Raw genomic sequence first — 17,262 nt, forward strand, 5'->3', positions numbered from 1 at the left:
AATGTATGTTTAAGAAGATAATGTTTTTCATAGCACTGGGGATATTTGTTTATTCCTGTGCGCAGGTTCCTATGAGTGGAAGGAGCCAACTTTCATTGGTTGACAATGCTGAATTGCTGCCCTTGGCTTTTATAGAATACGAAAAGGTCCTCAAAGAAGGAAAGGTAATCACCAATACCGCAGATGGCCAAATGGTAGTTAAAGTAGGGAAGCGTATCGCTTCTGCTGTAGATACATACATGAAGGCCAATGGTTTTGAAAAAGAACTTCAGGGATTTCAATGGGAGTTCAACTTGTTACAAGAGGCTATTGTGAATGCTTGGTGTATGCCTGGAGGAAAAGTGGCCTTTTACACAGGAATAATCCCGGTTTGTCAGGATGAAGCAGGGATCGCCGTGGTCATGGGACATGAAGTGGCACATGCTATTGCCAGCCATGGAAGGGAAAGGATGTCAAACGGGATGTTGATGAATGGACTTCTTGGGACAGCACAGGCTGCGATGGGACAAAATCCCACATTAACCCAAAACATCATGCTTCAGGCGTTTGGTGTCGGTGGAGAATTGGGAATGTTGTCTTTCAGTAGAAAACATGAATTGGAAGCGGATCAATTGGGATTAAATTTTATGGCTTTGGCAGGATATGACCCTAGAGTAGCTCCGGCATTTTGGCAAAGAATGGAAAAAGCAGGTTCAGGAGAAGCGCCTCCCGAGTTTCTTTCTACCCACCCGGGACCAAAGAGAAGAATCGATGAGTTGAATAAACAGATGCCGGTTGCTTTGGAATATTATGAAAAAAGTAAAAAGTAATTGGAGCTTTTTTTAAAACAAAAAATGCAGCCTGAAATTCATCAGGCTGCATTTTTTGTTAATCAATTAACCAATTAACCAATTAACCAATATTATCTCTGATTGAAACTCCTCAGTTTGACTTGGGTAAATTTCCTTTTGGTATCCAAGGGAAAATCCCCTTTCATCATCCACTCGTAATAGGAGGGCTCTTCTTTCAGCACATTTTCAATGGTCTTTCCTTTGTGTTTGCCAAAGTTGAAACATTCCTCACCGTTGTCATTGAAGATAAACCTACCGGCGAGGTCAACCATTTTTTCGTTGAGCAGGCTGTGGATTTTTTTCATGTCGTTTTGGAAGACACCTAATTTGTTGCCTTGCAAATCTTCAGCCTCGTCACCGTCATATTTTTCCATTTGGGCTTTGAAAACTTCGTAAGATGCAATGGTGTCAGCTTCTGCACTGTGGGCGTTTTCAAGGGTTTTGCCACAATAAAACTTATAAGCCGCAGACAGATTTCTTTTTTCCATCATGTGAAAAATCTTCTGAGAATCAAGGATATTTCTTTTTTCAATGTCAAAATCAATCCCTGATCTAAGGAATTCTTCTACCAATAAAGGGATGTCAAACTTGAGCACATTGAAGCCCGCCAAATCGGCCCCTTCGAGAAACTGGTGCAATTCCTTTGAAAGTGATTTAAAAGTAGGAGAGTCTTTTACATCTTTATCATAAATGCCATGAATGGCCGAACTTTCTGCCGGAATGGGGATGGTAGGGTTGATCAGTGACGTTTTGATTTCCTGACGGCCGTTGGGATGGACCTTCAGGATGGAGATCTCAACAATCCTATCGGTTGAAATATTGATTCCTGTGGACTCAAGATCAAAAAATGCAATTGGTGTTTTAAGATTAAGATTCATTAGGATTGGATTTGATTTATTTTTGATTTGAGAATAGATAAGTCCATGTCATCATAATTGCCCGAACTCATCAATAAAAGATTCGTCGATAAGTAGTCCTGTGATTCAAGAAAATTTTTGAGCTTTTCGATTTCCGTGAAAAGAATGAGATCATTTCTCTTGAAAGCCTGTTGGAGTCTTTCTTCATCCATCAGTTCAAGCTTCTTCAAAGATACGGCTTTTGGGTTTAAATAAATAACCGCAATGTCGGCCAAGTCAAAGGTGTGGGCATAATTGTCCACAAACTCCTTATTCAAAGAACTGTAGGTATGAAGTTCCTGGACGGCAATCAGTTTTCTCTCAGGAAACTGTTTTTTGACAGCATTTACCGTAGCATTCAATTTGGAAGGGGCGTGGGCAAAATCCCGAAAAAGGATTGCTGATTCTGATTTTGCCAATATTTCCTGTCTTTTTGCCGCTCCTTTGAATTCAGGAATGGCTTCATAAAACTGTTGTTTTGTAAGACCAAGAGATTCGCAGATATGAAGCGCTCCCTGCAGGTTTTGGAGGTTGTGCTCACCAAAAATGTTTATTTCCACTTCATTCCCTTCAGTTACAAGCAAAGTCTTTCCTTCTCGGATTTTATAAGGGTGTGCCTTGTAAGGGATCAGGTTGATCTTAGCAGGATCACATTTGATGCCCAAAGTATTGACATGTTCATCTTCTTGGCAGTAGATAAAAGTGCCTCCGATCGGAGTCATATTGACCAAAATCTCAAATTGTTCTTTGTAATTTTCGAAAGTCGGAAAAACATTAAAGTGGTCCCAAGCAATGCCGCTCATGAGCAGAATGTCATGGTGGTAATGAAAAAACTTAGGCCTTCTATCCAATGGCGAAGTCAGGTATTCATCTCCCTCGATGATTATAACCGGCGCATCCGAAAGTTTGACCATCAGGTCAAATCCTTCAATCTGTGCGCCAACCAGGTAATCGAAATCCCATCCATGGTATTGCAGGACATGCAGGATCATAGAAGTAATGGTTGTCTTGCCATGACTTCCCGAGATGACCACTCTTTTTTTATCCTTACTTTGCTCGAATATAAATTCTGGAAAAGAAAATATCGGAATATTCAATTCTTTGGCTTTTTGAAGCTCGGGATTGTCAATCCGGGCATGCATGCCAAGGATAATTCCATCGAGCTCAGCAGTGATTTTGTCAGCAAACCACCCTTTTTCTTTTGGTAAGATCCCTGCATTTTCCAATCTGGTTCTTGATGGTTCATAGATCTCATCATCTGACCCTGAGACCTCATATCCTTTGGCAACCATGGAAAGTGCCAAATTGTGCATGACTGCACCCCCTATAGCTATAAAATGATATTTCTTTGACATAAATTTTCTGCAAGATTCAAAAGTAACAAATCGTGTCATTTGGGAAAGGGCGGAATCGGGATTAATTTTTGAATTGATCTTTAGGACAGGCAGGAACCAAAATTTGGGCCGAAAAAAAAATCAAACTTCGGAAGTTCCGGTTTTTAGCTAATAAATTGATTATGTAGCCGTTATGAAAGTGTGTTGATAACAAGTGTATAAATTGTTCAAAAAGATAAAGGCAAAGCATTTACTTTTGTTGTTATGGCAGAGAATAACCCTACAGGAAAAGACAGAATAACCAATAGAAGAAAACCGGATTTAGGACTTACCTCGGGAATGGGGAAATTACCTCCCCAGGCAACGGATCTGGAGGAAGCTGTTTTGGGAGCATTGATGCTAGAAAAGGATGCTTTGACGGCTGTGGTGGATATATTGAAGCCGGAAAGCTTCTACAAAGAATCGCATAAAGTTATTTTTTCTGCCATACTTGACCTTTTTTCAGATAGCCAACCGATAGATTTACTTACTGTCACCAACCAACTCAGAAAAAAAGGTCAGTTGGAAATGGCGGGAGGCGCTTTTTTCATTACCGAATTGACCTCTAGGGTATCCTCAGCTGCCAATATTGAATACCATGCCAGGATTGTGACCGAACAATCAATGAAAAGGGATATCATCAGCATCGCCTCTGAGGTCCAAAGGGAAGCATTCGAAGATACAACGGATGTTTTTGAGTTGTTGGATAAAATGGAACAGTCACTTTTTCAGATTTCTGAAAAGAATATCAGAAAAAATTATGCGGATATGCGGTCGATCCTGAAGGAAGCGATCATGGAACTGGAATCTAAAAAGGGCCAAAAAGATGGTTTGACAGGGGTCCCAAGTGGATTTACTGCTTTGGATAGGGTAACTTCAGGATGGCAAAAATCAGATTTGGTGATCATAGCAGCCAGGCCTGCGATGGGTAAAACCGCCTTTGTTCTTTCTGTGTTGAGAAATGCAGCAGTAGACCATAACCGGCCTGTGGCGATTTTCTCTTTGGAAATGTCATCGATCCAGTTGGTCAACCGTCTGATTTCGGCAGAAGCTGAACTTGATTCAGAGAAAATTAAGAAAGGGAATCTTGCCGAATACGAATGGGAGCAACTGGTACATAAAACAGGAAGGCTTTCCAAAGCACCTCTTTTTGTAGATGATACTCCCGCACTTTCCATTTTGGAACTTCGGGCGAAATGTAGGAAACTCAAAGCCCAGCATGATATCCAGTTGATAGTAGTAGATTACCTCCAATTGATGTCCGGTGATAACAAATCGGGAGGCCAAGGTGGAAACAGGGAACAAGAGATTGCAAGTATTTCAAGGGCATTGAAAAAAATTGCCAAAGAACTGAGTGTACCTGTGATTGCTTTGTCGCAGTTGTCTAGAGCGGTTGAAACCAGAGGAGGGGATAAGCGTCCACAGCTATCGGATTTGAGGGAATCTGGAGCAATCGAGCAAGACGCCGATATGGTAATGTTCTTATACCGTCCTGAATACTATGGTATTACAGAGGATGAAGATGGGAATTCAACAGCCGGTGTCGGAGAAGTAATCATTGCCAAGCATAGGAATGGTTCTTTGGACACTGTGAAGCTCAGATTTATTGGAAAATACACCAAGTTTACAGATCTTGAAATGAACATTCCATACAAATCCCAAGATCCACTTTATGGCCATAAGTTCCCTAGCGGTTCTTCTGGGCAGGCTTTTGAATCAGGCAATACCATTCGGCTTTCAAGTAAAGCCAACGGTGGTGATTTAGATGATACTTTCCCCGGTGGACTAGGGAGCGGTAAGCCGGCACCATTTTAAAAAGTCAAAAGGATAAACCATTTTTTGATTTTCAATTACAAATTTATTTAACCATCGAGATTTGAAAGCCATTATTCTCAATAGAAAACTTCCCGAAGGAATAGAATCAGCAGATTTAGGTTTACCTGCTTTGGCTTCAGATGAGGTCAAAATACAGGTCAAATCTGCAGCGCTTAACCACCGTGACGAGTGGTGCCGTCAAGGCAAATATGCCAATTTACAGGATGGTATTATCTTGGGTTCAGATGCTGCGGGAATCGTGGTAGAAGTGGGCAATGAAGTTGACGCTGCTTGGTTGGGAAAGGAAGTGATCATCAATCCGGCTTCAGATTGGGGTGGGGACCAAGAGGTACAGTCCAAGAACTTCAAAATCATGGGCATGCCCGAGCATGGGACTTTGGCGGAATATGTTCAGGTTAGGTCAGATAGAATCCATCCTAAACCAGAACACATGAATTGGGATGAGGCTGCAGCTTTGCCCTTGGGAGGAGTGACGGCCTACAGGGCTTTGTTTCGACAAGGTGGGATTCAAACCACAGACACCATTTTGGTTACGGGTTTTGGAGGCGGTGTAGCCCAATTTGGGGTGCAGTTTGCCTTAAGTCTAGGTGCAAAAGTGTATGTAAGCAGTAGCAGTGAAGAAAAAATCCAAAAAGCATTGGAATTGGGGTGCTCTGGAGGATTCGATTACAGAGAAGAAAACTGGGCTGAAAAGGCCATTTCAGAAACAGGCGGCTTTGATTTGATTTTGGACAGCGCCATGGGCGATACGTTGAATAACCTCATCAAGGCGACAAAACCCGGGGGCAGGATTGTTTTTTATGGAGCTACACGAGGAAACGCTACGGGATTTGAAAGTAGAAGGATATTTTGGAATCAGATCAAATTGATCGGCAGTACCATGGGCAACGATGAGGATTTTGATAATATGCTGAATTTTGTCAACGAAAATAAAATACATCCGATTATCGATCAGGTATTTGTCCTCGATGAATCAGTAGAAGCCTTTGAAAAAATGAGGGAAGGTAAGCAGATGGGGAAAATTGTAATCAGGATTTCTTAATCAAGGTCATTTTCAAATAAAAAATTCTGAAAACTATTTTTCAATTCTTTCAAGGCTTTTTCATCTTTTTGTGAATCAGCCAATTGAATTCCCTTTTCGTATATTTTTTTAGAAAATTGTATATCTCCGAGTTCAGCAAAAAATGCGGCAGCATGGAAGTAGGTGGGGAGGTAATCCGGGAATTCTTTCAAAAGTTTTTTAAAAAGAAAAGACGCAGAATCTTGATCAAATTCAATAAACTCCAAAGCAAGGGCATAGAAATTGAAGGGATTTTCGGGTTCCACCTCAGCAAATGATTTTAACATTTCTATACGGGACACTTTGGTCATGAATTCTTTTTTATATTATAGCCTAATTACTAAATTCACGCAATTTAAAAATAAATAACCTAAATATTTATAGATGAAAATTCTTGTTTGTATTACCCACGTACCGGATACAACATCCAAAATTCAATTTACCGATAGCAATACCAAGTTTGATAAAAACGGTGTCCAATTCATTATTGGTCCCTATGACGATTATGCTTTGGCAAGAGCGGTAGAGATTAAAGAACAATTGGGAGCAAGTCTGACTGTATTGAATGTTGGAGAAGCTGAGACTGAACCCACTTTAAGAAAAGCTTTGGCCATAGGAGCTGACGATGCTATCCGAGTGAATTCATTTCCAAAGGATTCTTTTTTTGTTGCAAAACAGATTGCTGCTATTGCCAAACAAAATGGTTATGATCTGATTTTAATGGGCAGGGAATCTATAGATTTCAATGGAGGAATGGTACATGGGATGGTAGGAGAATTGCTAGGAATGCCTTCCATTTCTCCGGTGATGAAGTTGGAGATTGAAGGTGACAAAGTGAAAATGGCAAGAGAAATTGAAGGGGGTAAGGAATATGTGGACGCCAAGCTTCCGTTGATAGCAGGCTGTCAAGAGCCGATTGCAGAATGGAAAATCCCAAACATGAGAGGGATTATGTCAGCAAGATCAAAACCCCTTGTGGTTGTCGAGCCAACTGCAGATGCGGTGGTTACAGACGTCACTTCTTTTATTCTGCCTCCTGCAAAAGGTACAGTAAAATTAGTCGACAAAGACAATGTCGGAGAATTGGTGAGGTTGCTTAAAAACGAAGCAAAAGTACTTTAATTAATAATTGTTAAATAATTGAAAAACAAATTGATATGTCAGTTTTAGTATATATAGAACATGCGGAAGGTTCCGTCAAAAAAACGAGTTTAGAAGCGGTTTCCTATGCAAAGGCAATGTCTGAGAAGCTTTCATCAGGAGATGTCATTGCTGTAGCTTTGGGGTTAATTTCTTCAGAAGAGTTAGCAAAAGCGGGAACAGCAGGTGCCTCTAAGGTAATCCATGTGATTGACTCAAAGTTAAACGACGGGATCATCCAAGCCCATGCCGAAGCTGTTGCTCAAGTATATAAAAAGATAAATGCCACCACCTTGGTGTTGGCAAAATCTTCCTTGGGTGATGCAGTTGCCTCAAGACTTGCGATCAAATTAGGTTCAGGCTTGATATCCAATGTGGTGGAGCTTCCTGATACCACTTCAGGGTATAAAGTGAAAAGGAGCATTTATACCGGAAAGGCATTTGCAGTGACCCAAGTAAATACGGACCACAAAATCCTTGCGGTAAAGAAAAATGCTGTTGACCTGAGAACAGATGGTCCATTGGCAATGGTGGAAGAAGTTAACCTTGATATTTCTGCTGAAAATTTTGCAACAAGTATTACATCTACAGATAAGGCTACAGGTGAAATATTACTTCCTGAGGCTGACATCGTTGTTTCAGGCGGAAGGGGAATGAAAGGACCTGAAAATTGGGGAATGATAGAGGCATTGGCCAAAGAATTGGGCGCTGCAACAGGCTGTTCAAAACCGGTGTCTGACATAGGATGGAGACCGCATCATGAGCACGTCGGTCAGACAGGAGTAAAAGTTGCCCCGACTTTATATATTGCTGTTGGAATTTCGGGTGCTATTCAACATCTTGCGGGGGTGAATTCATCAAAATGCATCGTCGTTATCAATAAAGATCCTGAAGCTCCATTCTTCAAAGCCGCAGATTATGGTATAGTCGGAGATGCATTCGATATTCTCCCAAAACTAACTGAAGCCGTCAAAGCCCAAAAATAAATACCTGTGGATCAGACTATTGAACTTGAAATTTTAGGATTGTCCTCCAATCATTCCCAGTCAGGATCCTTTACCTTGGTAATGGGTGAAGTAGGGGGAAGTAGGAGGCTACCTATAGTTATTGGAATGTTTGAGGCTCAGGCCATAGCTATTGAAATTGAGAAAATCATCCCAAACAGACCCATGACGCATGATCTGTTCAAATCATTTTCCTCCAATTTCAATTTCTCTATCGATCATATATTGATTTCTGATATGAGGGAAGGCGTATTTTATGCAAAAATTGTGTGTAAAAACGTTTCCAAAACAGTAGAGATTGATGCCCGGCCCTCTGATGCCATAGCCATTGCAGTAAGGTTTGATGCTCCTATTTTTTGTGTATCCAAAGTCATGTCTGAAGCCGCAATAGAATTCAATGAAGAGGATGAAAAGAAAGACTCCACAAAGCAGGTCAAATCCGGTAAGGCAAGTTCTCCGGCTCCAAGAAGCACCGATTCCTTAAAAGATTTTAGTCTTGACAAACTCAATCAAATGCTGGACAAAGCCATCAATAATGAAGATTATGAAAAAGCAGCCAGAATCAGAGATGAGATAAACAGGAGAAACTGATTTGTAAGCCTGGTCCACGCCAGGCTTACTTTTTTTTGAAAAAATGGGTTTTGATTTAGAGAAGTTTTTTTCACCCGACAAAACAAATTTGGTAGAAAACATTTAATCTGAATTATTACATGGATTATTTTAGAGGTTTGATTGGAATTTTGGTCTTGCTTGCCGTGGCCTTTATTTTTTCCAGTAACAAAAAAAAGGTGGATTGGAGGCTTGTAGGTATTGGAGTGGCTCTTCAGGCTTTGTTTGGATTCTTGATTACAAAGGTTGAAGCAGTGGCTCAATTATTCGCTTTGATCAGCAGGGCTTTTGTGAAGTTCTTGAGTTTTTCGGCGGATGGAGCGACCTTTATTTTTGGGGATTTAGCTACCAATACCTTTGGATTCATTTTCGCCTTTCAGGTTTTACCGACCATCATCTTCTTTTCTACGGTTTCAGCGGGCCTATATTATCTGGGGATTTTACAAAAAGTTGTATTTGGAATTGCTTGGGTGATGGCAAGAACCATGAGACTGTCGGGTCCTGAAAGTCTTTCAGCTGCAGGAAATATATTCCTTGGGCAAACAGAGGCACCTCTCCTGGTGAGACCATTTATACCCACCATGTCAAAATCAGAATTGATGTGCTTGATGACAGGGGGGATGGCGACAATTGCCGGTGGAGTATTGGCGGGATATGTGGCCTTCTTGGGAGGTGACGATCCTGCAGAGCAGACACGATTTGCCGCCTATCTGCTTGGAGCCAGTATCATGAATGCACCTGCAGCCATTGTCATGTCCAAAATAATGATTCCTGAAACAGAGAGGGACGTAATCAACAGCAAGTTGGAAGTCAACGAGGAAAGCATGGGAGTCAATCTTATTGATGCCATGTCTATCGGGGCTTCAGAAGGGTTGAAACTCGCACTGAATGTAGGAGGGATGCTTTTGGCGTTTATTGCAGTCATAGCAGCGTTAAATTACATCCTTTCAGGTTTGATTGGGAATTATACAGGATTAAATGAAGTCATTGTATCTTCGACCAATGGCCAATTCTCAGGATTTTCCCTTGAGTATATACTGGGACAGATTTTCAGGATTTTTGCTTGGGTCATCGGAATTGAATGGAGCCAAACCTTACAAGTCGGTTCTTTGCTAGGCCAAAAAACAGTTATCAATGAATTTGTAGCTTACCTGAGTCTGGCAGACATGAAAAATGCCGGAACACTTTCTTCTAAATCGATCGTCATTGCCACCTACGCACTTTGTGGTTTTTCGAACTTTAGTTCAATTGCTATTCAGGTGGGAGGTATTGGAAGTATAGCTCCAAATCAACAGGGAAACATCTCAAAACTTGGCATGAAATCCTTGATGGCTGCAACTTTGGCTTGTCTGATGACAGCAACCATTGCCGGTGCGTTATTCTAAAAAATAATGGGCCTGAAAATTTTCAGGCCCAAAGTATTAATCCTCAATTACGGTGATTTTTTCGATTTTGTCTCCCGCACGGATCAAATCAATGACTTCAAGTCCTTCCACCACTTTTCCAAAGCAGGTATGTTTCCTGTCAAGATGAGCCGTGTTATCCCTGCTGTGGCAGATAAAAAACTGTGACCCGCCTGTGTTTTTGCCCGCATGTGCCATTGACAAAACTCCTCGGTCATGATATTGATTACCACCATCCAATTCACAATCTATTTTGTACCCTGGTCCGCCAGTCCCGTTTCCTTTTGGGCAACCGCCCTGAATAACGAAATTTGGAATGACTCTATGAAAAGTCAACCCATCATAAAACCCTTTTTTAGAAAGAGAGATAAAATTGTCGACCGCTTTTGGAGCATCTTGGTCAAAGAACTCTACCTTCATCAGGCCTTTTTCAGTAAGAATTTCTGCTTTTTTCATAAATTACATTTTGCCAAAAGTAGCAAATATTATTTGGTGAAGTTTTAATTTTCGAAAAATAAAAAAGGAGTGCGGAGCACTCCCTTTGGTTGGGTTTATTTTCTGATAGATATCAATTGACTAAAACGGCCTTCGACATCTCAAATGAGGTTGAGAATCTTTATATTTCTGTTCAAATATAAAAATAAATTGATAGACAGAATAATAAAAACATCCATTTTTTGAGAAAACAATCGATTACGCCAGTATTTATTTCAATTCAAAATAAGAAAAGGAACTTAGGGATGATTGAGTTTTTGAAGAATAGATTTTCGGTCCAACTTTAGTAAGATTTCAAAATTTGGTTTTCAATCAGGAAAAGCACAATTTGGTAAATTCTTTTATCATTGTATTTTAAACAACTTGTATCATCCTTTAAAAATCAGAAATATTGGAAAATAAATTTGAGAAAAGTCCGGGTTCTATTCCTGTAGATTTATATCCCGGCCCAACCATATTTGGCCATCCAAAAGGTCTAATGACTTTATTCTTCACAGAGATGTGGGAACGATTCAGTTTTTATGGCATGAGGGCCCTTTTAATACTTTTTATGACGACTGCCATCGTAGACGGTGGTTTGGGTTTTGATGATAAAACTTCGGGAGCAATATATGGACTCTACACCATGGGGGTTTACTTGCTGGCACTTCCCGGTGGCTGGTTTGCGGACAGGCTGTTCGGTCTAAAGAAATCTGTTTGGTACGGTGGAATCATTATTGCCTTGGGCCATTTTACCATGGCTTTGCCCGGATTATTCAATTTGATTGGGGAGGAAGGTTCTGTAAAGGAATCCCTTTCTCTGATGGATACAAATTCATTCTTTATGGGATTGATTTTGATTGTTATCGGAACAGGGTTATTGAAGCCAAATATCAGTTCGATAGTCGGACAGCTTTATCCTGCAGGTAGTTCAAAAAGAGATGCTGGTTTTTCAATCTTTTATATGGGGATTAATCTTGGGGCTTTTATAGCACCGATAGCATGCAGTACACTAGCTACCTATGATTGGCATTTGGGATTTGGTTTGGCAGGATTGGGGATGGTTTTTGGTTTGATCCAGTATAAATTGACTAGTTCGACCTTGGTTGGTTACGGTGATGAAATTGTTATCCTGACTGAGAAAGATGCTTTGGAAAGAAGTAAATTGGTAAGAATACTTTTTGGTATCGGAGCCCTTGTTTTGTTTGTATTGGCTCTTTTGTTTTTGGGTTTTATTCCTATCAATGTATTGGCCTTGGCCGGGGCTTCAGGGACAATTATTGCAGTTGTGGCTTTTGTTTACCTTGGATATGTAATTTTGTTTGGAGGGCTGAGTCAGGATGACCGAAATAAAGTGGCTGTCATCGCTATCCTTTTTTTGTTTTCAGCCCTGTTTTGGTCGGGATTTGAGCAGGCCGGATCGACGTTGAATTTGTTTGCGGAACGTTTTACCAATAGAAATTTTCTGGGTTGGGAAATACCTTCAGGCTATTTTCAGTCTGTTAACTCCATGTTCATCATTATTTTCGCACCCTTTTTTGGAGCACTTTGGGTGTGGTTGGGAAGAAGAAATCTTGAGCCAAGTTCACCTTTGAAGTTTGCAATGGGTTTGCTGCTTCTAGGAATGGGCTTCTTGGTAATGTATTTTGCTGCGAAAATTGCTGCATCAGGGAATCTTGCAGCACCGACCTGGCTGATTTTCACTTATCTGCTACACACTTTTGGAGAGTTGAGTTTGAGCCCTGTAGGATTAAGTTTGGTTACAAAATTGGCACCTCCAAAATACGGAGGTCAAATGATGGGGATATGGTTTCTTTCTGTATCGCTTGGAAATTTATTCGCAGGTCTGATTGCAGGAGAAGCGAGCGGAGGAACAGAGGAAGCACTCGCGCAGATGCCGGGACAATATATGATCATTGTATTTACGGCTTTGGGAGCAGGATTGTTATTATTACTGATCAGCAGGCCGATCAAAAAATTGATGGGAAATGTCCATTAAAAAAGAATAAGGGGATAAATAAAAAAAAGGTCATATGACCTTTTTTTTATTTCCTTTTAACTTCCTTCGGAGTTTTTGTACCTCTAAAATCTATAAAGGAAAGACCTGCTCCAAGCCCGATTAGAATGCATACAATCAATAAAAACAATTGTGCTCCTGAAGCGATAGGGGAACTGAATATTTGTAATAACATATATTGGATAGATTACTTATGGCTATTTTTTCGAAATATAGCATAGATTGGATTTGGGACAAAATTTGCATTTAAAAAAGCAGGAAGTTTAATTAAACTTCCTGCTTTTTTCCTAATTAATCAATTTCATCGTCAAAGTCTTCATCGAAATCGTCATCATCGAAATCATCGTCTTCCAGATCATCAAAATCCTCATCAAGGAGTTCGCTGTCTTCATCTAGATCGTACACCTCGTCTTTAAATTCTTCTGCAAACTCATCGTCATCATCGAAATCTTCGATTTCTTCAAAATCGTCTTCTAAATCGTCCATAGTATGAATAAGGTTAATTGTTTTAATATCAAATGGATTGATGGGCACTAATTAAATCAAAATATATTTTTAAGCAAATACCTTGTCAAGGTTATTTTTTTGCAACATTATAACATCTGAATCAACACTTTTCTCAATCCACTGATTTTCTAGCATTTCCAACCAAGTTTCGAAATATAGGATCACATCTGATAATATATTTTTTTCCAAATTCCGGCTTTTGGTAGAAGGTAGGTTCCTGAGAATGTTTGGATCAGATAATTTCTCGAGATGCCTCAGATCATTTATTTTTAGGCCTTTTTCAAGCATTTTGCCAATCATCAAGTCCATTGGATACCCGCTGTCCGGACAATAATCAATCAATTGGTCATTCCAATCCCCTGATTTTTCCATTGCAAACCTGTGAATCTCCTCTTTGGTAAGTTGGATGAGCTCCTGGGCGAGATTACCACAATTACATGCACCCATATGCCCCCACTGATATGGAGCACCTTTTTTCAATTTGACGATAGTCTTTCTGACTGCATCAATCAATTCAACGCTGACTCTTGACATAGAAGGTAAATTTTTATAAAAAGTAAACAATAAAAAACCTTCCCGGTTTGAATCAAAGAAAAAAAAATAGAAAAAATTGAAAATTGTTAATTAAAAATATTCTTGATATATTTTTTTACCAAAGGCTTTGACAGATATTTTTTGACAACAGCATAGTTGGTCGCTTTGACAATATCCCTCTCATCCACTGAACTACTCAAAATATATATCTCAGGACTGATTTCTTTTGGCCTGAATTCTTCCAAGAAATCCCAACCTGTCATTTCGGGCATATTCAGGTCCAAAAACAGGTAATTGGGGTCAATTTGGTAGATATCCTGAAGGGCTTTGGTAGCACTTTGGAATTTAAAAATCTTATGAGGGACTTTAATATTTTTGCTGATCAACTTTTCAGTTACAAAAGTACTGATTGGATCATCGTCGATTAGAACTATTTTTACCATATAATACAAAATATTGATTTTGAAATACAATATATACAATACAAAATTACAGTATAACTTTGGATTTACAACAGTTCTTGAAAAAATTATCAACTTTATTTTTACCCTTTTCTAGGCCTAAATCGCTCTTTTCCTGTAGCTAGATCAAAAAACAACAAAAAATCAGAGGCAAGGCTATAAAATGGGTACTGAAATGTCGCCGGTTTGTTTTTTTCAAAGAAAAAATGCCCAACCCAGGCAAATCCGTAACCGACAAAAGGAATAGCGATCAATAGGTAATAATTTGATAAATAAATGGCTGCTCCTAGTATAAAAAACAACAATGCTGTACCAATAAAATGTAAGGTACGGCTGGTAGGATTTTGATGCTCGGAAAGGTAGTAAGGATAAAATTCCTTCAAAGTGCCGTATTGTTTTTCTGGGTTTTTCATAAATCATTTATTAGTAGGTATCATATGGCTTTTGTAAGTCTGGGCAATTTTTTCTATTGATTTTAATGCTTTTTTATTTTTGTCTTTTGGATTGGTGACCTCTGAAACAGCAGTAAGTTGCATCAGGATTTTTTCATTTTTTGGATCTATAAAGTCGACCATGATTTGCATCAATTGATAATTCTGGGTAGAAACCATGTTCTGTTGGTTAATGAACCTCGGATCGTACATCCAAGGATCCCAAACCCTTCCTCCCCACATCGGATACCTGTTATTATATACTTCTTTTTGTCTCATGTCTTCATTGGAAGTATACCTGATAACCAGGTCAGGGGAATCTCTTTCATATTTGAGACCTTGCTCCTCAAGAAGGTATTGCAGCTGTTCTGAAACAACTGCGTCCAAATAAGCATCATTAAAACCCCTGTGTCCTATTTCTTTATTGGTGATGACAAAGCTTTTATATTCTTTGTAGGGGGCAAATTCTGTTTTTTCTTTAAAAATCTCAATGGAACTACAGGAAGGAAAAAAAAGGAGTAAAAGAAGCAAGAGTTTGGTATTTCTGAATTCGATTATCATGGGTTTGCAACGCAGGTTGTTCTCAGACTTTATTTAACTCAAATATTTTAAAAAAGGATTAATGATGAAGATTATTTTTTCAGAAATTTTTTAAAATCACTTAAAATCCAAATTGTTATATCCATAATCTTATTTATTTTATTATTTAATTTGCTTATGTTTTACTTAACTCAATAATTATGAAAAAACTATTTACGATTTGTTTGATTTTCACTTTTGGCCATTTTGGTTTCTCTCAGGACGCCGATGCTGTTGTTGACAGTGCTACAATTGCATTAAAAGATACAACCTATTGGATTTCAGAGTTGAGTATTGGATTTAACTTAAATCAGGCATCATTCTCAGGAAACTGGAAATCAGGAGGTGTCAATTCATTTGCCTTGGGATCTATTTTCAGCGGAAAAGCCAATTATGCAAAAGACCGGTTGAGTTGGGACAATCAGGTGGAGCTTATTTATGGGATTGTAAAAAATGACGATTTAGGTCTTAGAAAATCCAATGATAGGATATTTTTTGATTCAAAAGTGGGATATAAAATTAATCAGAAATGGGGTTATTTTACCTCATTAAACTTTATCACTCAATTTACAGATGGGTTTGACTATTCGGCCGATGACCCGGTTTTGATTTCAAGATTTTTTGCACCTGCTTTCTTGACCACAGGATTTGGTTTTGAATACAAGCCCAATGCTGATTTTGCACTTAGATTGGCCCCATTTTCACCCAGATTTACTTTCGTAACAGACCTGGATCTAATCAATACAGTGCCTGATAATTACGGTGTACCTGCAGGCCAAAAATTAAGGACTGAATGGCTAGCTTTTCAGGTATTCATGACTTACAATAAGAAATTCAGCGATAACCTTACTTTGAATTCCCGCTACCAGATTTTTGCCAATTTGCAAACCCTGGAATTTAAGACTATAGACCATAGATTGGATTTTACGCTGATTGCCAAGATAACAAGGTATGTGGATGTGACATTTACCAGTATCAATGTGTATGATATTGATATGGTAGAAGGAATTCAGTTTAGTCAAGCCCTTGCATTAGGGATTTTATACAAAGTCAATAATAAAAAGTAGGTTTTTGCAGACCTTTTCCTTAAAAAATTTTGATTTTTACATTTATGTATTATTTTTGTTTCAATTGTGGTAGTTAAATAATAGTTGGTTTAGTTTTCATAAAAAGGGCAGGAGAAATTCTCCTGCTTTTTTACTTTTTAGCAACTTTAATACTTAGCACGGGCATTTCGGTAAGTCCAATGAGATTTTCTGATACACTTGGTGAGAAGTATTGCTTAAAATCAGATTTTCCATAAGTAATTATTGCAATTCCATCTGCATTGATTTTTTCTGCAAACTGAATAACTCCCCGTTCTTCTTTGAAGGAGTCGATTATGTGGATTTCGTGCTCATAACTTGCAAATTCATTAAGGAAAGTTTTCCCGATACTCATGATGTCATTGGTCTCTAAAAAATAGGTGGGGGTGTTCACGAACAATACTTTCAGTTTGACCTGAAGGATTTCCATAAGATTTTCCACCATTCGAAATGTTGGTCCTGTCTCTTCTTTAAAATTGGTGGCAAGTACCAACTTTTCCAGTTTAAGTTTTTCAGGAAGTTTTTTCACTACTATGACCGGAACCTTTGAATTTCTAATCATACTGTAGGTATTGGTGCCAAGGATATAATCTTTGAAACCATATACACCATGTGAACCCATTACCACCAAATCAATGTGCTCTTCCTCTACAAAGCGGTGAATTTTCTCATTGGTGTTGTTGAATATGAGGATTTTCCGGGATTTGATATTATCGGATTCGGCCTGCTTAATGAGCTCATTAAGCCTTTTTTTAGATTGGGCTATGGCTTCTTTGGCATCAGGAAAAAGATCTTCCTGCTCTTTGGTTAATTTTGACCAATCTACAGGAGTATTGATGACATGTAGGAAAACCAACTCGGCATCTATCTTTTGAGCAAGGAAGAAGGCGTATTTTTCAGCATTTTGAGCGCATTCTGAAAAATCAGTGGGCACAAGTATCTTTTTCATGGCTTTAAGGGTTTAATTCTCTGAATTATCCTAAAAATACCCTTACAAAAACAAAAATATACTATTCAATATCA

At 39.0% G+C, this 17,262-nt stretch carries 19 protein-coding genes; 9 read left to right on the forward strand and 10 right to left on the reverse strand.

Translation table 11 applies throughout. The annotated features are described in order from the left end of the window. Positions 1 to 5: 5 nt before the first annotated feature. Positions 6 to 809 carry a M48 family metallopeptidase gene (locus MMU05_RS10705; RefSeq protein ID WP_241141676.1) on the forward strand — a complete coding sequence of 268 codons (804 nt, stop codon included), beginning with the start codon at positions 6 to 8 and terminating at the stop codon, positions 807 to 809. Positions 810 to 901: 92 nt separating this feature from the next. On the opposite strand, the gene MMU05_RS10710 is transcribed toward MMU05_RS10705, so the two are convergent. Then, positions 902 to 1,708, reverse strand: a complete 807-nt coding sequence (locus MMU05_RS10710; protein WP_241141677.1) for a 3'-5' exonuclease — start codon at positions 1,706 to 1,708, stop codon at positions 902 to 904. Further along, the gene (locus tag MMU05_RS10715; protein WP_241141678.1) at positions 1,708 to 3,081 is read right to left on the reverse strand and encodes a UDP-N-acetylmuramate--L-alanine ligase; all 1,374 of its coding nucleotides are present in this window, start codon (positions 3,079 to 3,081) and stop codon (positions 1,708 to 1,710) included. The genes MMU05_RS10710 and MMU05_RS10715 overlap by 1 nt, the downstream gene beginning before the upstream one ends. A 243-nt stretch (positions 3,082 to 3,324) precedes the next feature. Here MMU05_RS10715 and dnaB point away from each other — a divergent pair, with 243 nt between their 5' ends. Both dnaB and MMU05_RS10725 read left to right on the forward strand, forming a co-directional pair. Further along, positions 3,325 to 4,914 carry a replicative DNA helicase gene (gene dnaB, locus MMU05_RS10720; protein ID WP_241141679.1) on the forward strand — a complete coding sequence of 530 codons (1,590 nt, stop codon included), beginning with the start codon at positions 3,325 to 3,327 and terminating at the stop codon, positions 4,912 to 4,914. Positions 4,915 to 4,975: 61 nt separating this feature from the next. Continuing rightward, positions 4,976 to 5,977 (forward strand): quinone oxidoreductase family protein, encoded by a 1,002-nt coding sequence (locus MMU05_RS10725; RefSeq protein ID WP_241141680.1) that lies wholly within the window; start codon positions 4,976 to 4,978, stop codon positions 5,975 to 5,977. On the opposite strand, the gene MMU05_RS10730 is transcribed toward MMU05_RS10725, so the two are convergent. After that, entirely contained in the window at positions 5,974 to 6,306 is a 333-nt protein-coding gene (locus tag MMU05_RS10730) for a tetratricopeptide repeat protein (RefSeq protein WP_241141681.1), read from the reverse strand. The genes MMU05_RS10725 and MMU05_RS10730 overlap by 4 nt on opposite strands. A 73-nt stretch (positions 6,307 to 6,379) precedes the next feature. Between MMU05_RS10730 and MMU05_RS10735 the strand changes: the two genes are divergently transcribed. From MMU05_RS10735 to MMU05_RS10750, 4 genes are all read left to right on the forward strand, one after another. Then, a complete protein-coding gene (locus MMU05_RS10735) occupies positions 6,380 to 7,117 on the forward strand; it encodes an electron transfer flavoprotein subunit beta/FixA family protein (protein WP_241141682.1) in 738 nt (245 codons plus the stop codon). Positions 7,118 to 7,152: 35 nt separating this feature from the next. Next, a complete protein-coding gene (locus tag MMU05_RS10740) occupies positions 7,153 to 8,121 on the forward strand; it encodes an electron transfer flavoprotein subunit alpha/FixB family protein (protein WP_241141683.1) in 969 nt (322 codons plus the stop codon). A gap of 6 nt (positions 8,122 to 8,127) precedes the next feature. Then, complete coding sequence (locus MMU05_RS10745) at positions 8,128 to 8,730, forward strand: bifunctional nuclease domain-containing protein (RefSeq protein ID WP_241141684.1); 603 nt, start codon at positions 8,128 to 8,130, stop codon at positions 8,728 to 8,730. Between the two features lie 119 nt (positions 8,731 to 8,849). Further along, a complete protein-coding gene (locus MMU05_RS10750) occupies positions 8,850 to 10,133 on the forward strand; it encodes a NupC/NupG family nucleoside CNT transporter (protein ID WP_241141685.1) in 1,284 nt (427 codons plus the stop codon). 36 nt (positions 10,134 to 10,169) lie between these two features. Here MMU05_RS10750 and MMU05_RS10755 read toward each other — a convergent pair whose 3' ends face one another. Continuing rightward, on the reverse strand, positions 10,170 to 10,607 hold the full coding sequence (locus MMU05_RS10755; protein ID WP_241141686.1) for a peptidylprolyl isomerase: 438 nt from the start codon (positions 10,605 to 10,607) through the stop codon (positions 10,170 to 10,172). A gap of 517 nt (positions 10,608 to 11,124) precedes the next feature. Here MMU05_RS10755 and MMU05_RS10760 point away from each other — a divergent pair. After that, on the forward strand, positions 11,125 to 12,624 hold the full coding sequence (locus tag MMU05_RS10760) for a peptide MFS transporter (protein ID WP_241141750.1): 1,500 nt from the start codon (positions 11,125 to 11,127) through the stop codon (positions 12,622 to 12,624). A gap of 309 nt (positions 12,625 to 12,933) precedes the next feature. Here the strand turns inward: MMU05_RS10760 and MMU05_RS10765 are convergent, their stop codons facing one another. The 5 genes from MMU05_RS10765 to MMU05_RS10785 form a co-directional block, all read right to left on the reverse strand. After that, complete coding sequence (locus MMU05_RS10765) at positions 12,934 to 13,128, reverse strand: hypothetical protein (RefSeq protein ID WP_241141687.1); 195 nt, start codon at positions 13,126 to 13,128, stop codon at positions 12,934 to 12,936. Positions 13,129 to 13,197: 69 nt separating this feature from the next. After that, on the reverse strand, positions 13,198 to 13,683 hold the full coding sequence (locus MMU05_RS10770) for a hypothetical protein (protein ID WP_241141688.1): 486 nt from the start codon (positions 13,681 to 13,683) through the stop codon (positions 13,198 to 13,200). Between the two features lie 86 nt (positions 13,684 to 13,769). After that, complete coding sequence (locus MMU05_RS10775) at positions 13,770 to 14,126, reverse strand: response regulator (RefSeq protein WP_241141689.1); 357 nt, start codon at positions 14,124 to 14,126, stop codon at positions 13,770 to 13,772. Positions 14,127 to 14,227: 101 nt separating this feature from the next. Then, complete coding sequence (locus tag MMU05_RS10780; RefSeq protein WP_241141690.1) at positions 14,228 to 14,557, reverse strand: Mpo1-like protein; 330 nt, start codon at positions 14,555 to 14,557, stop codon at positions 14,228 to 14,230. A 3-nt stretch (positions 14,558 to 14,560) separates the two neighbouring features. Then, positions 14,561 to 15,136: a DUF4136 domain-containing protein gene (locus MMU05_RS10785; protein ID WP_241141691.1), complete on the reverse strand. Its 576-nt coding sequence runs from the start codon at positions 15,134 to 15,136 to the stop codon at positions 14,561 to 14,563. Between the two features lie 179 nt (positions 15,137 to 15,315). Between MMU05_RS10785 and MMU05_RS10790 the strand changes: the two genes are divergently transcribed. Next, the gene (locus tag MMU05_RS10790) at positions 15,316 to 16,221 is read left to right on the forward strand and encodes a DUF3078 domain-containing protein (RefSeq protein ID WP_241141692.1); all 906 of its coding nucleotides are present in this window, start codon (positions 15,316 to 15,318) and stop codon (positions 16,219 to 16,221) included. Positions 16,222 to 16,351: 130 nt separating this feature from the next. On the opposite strand, the gene MMU05_RS10795 is transcribed toward MMU05_RS10790, so the two are convergent. Continuing rightward, positions 16,352 to 17,188 carry a universal stress protein gene (locus MMU05_RS10795; protein WP_241141693.1) on the reverse strand — a complete coding sequence of 279 codons (837 nt, stop codon included), beginning with the start codon at positions 17,186 to 17,188 and terminating at the stop codon, positions 16,352 to 16,354. Between the last annotated feature and the right edge of the window lie 74 nt (positions 17,189 to 17,262).

Source organism: Cognataquiflexum rubidum (assembly GCF_022538115.1).
Classification (GTDB): Bacteria; Bacteroidota; Bacteroidia; order Cytophagales; family Cyclobacteriaceae; genus Cognataquiflexum; species Cognataquiflexum rubidum.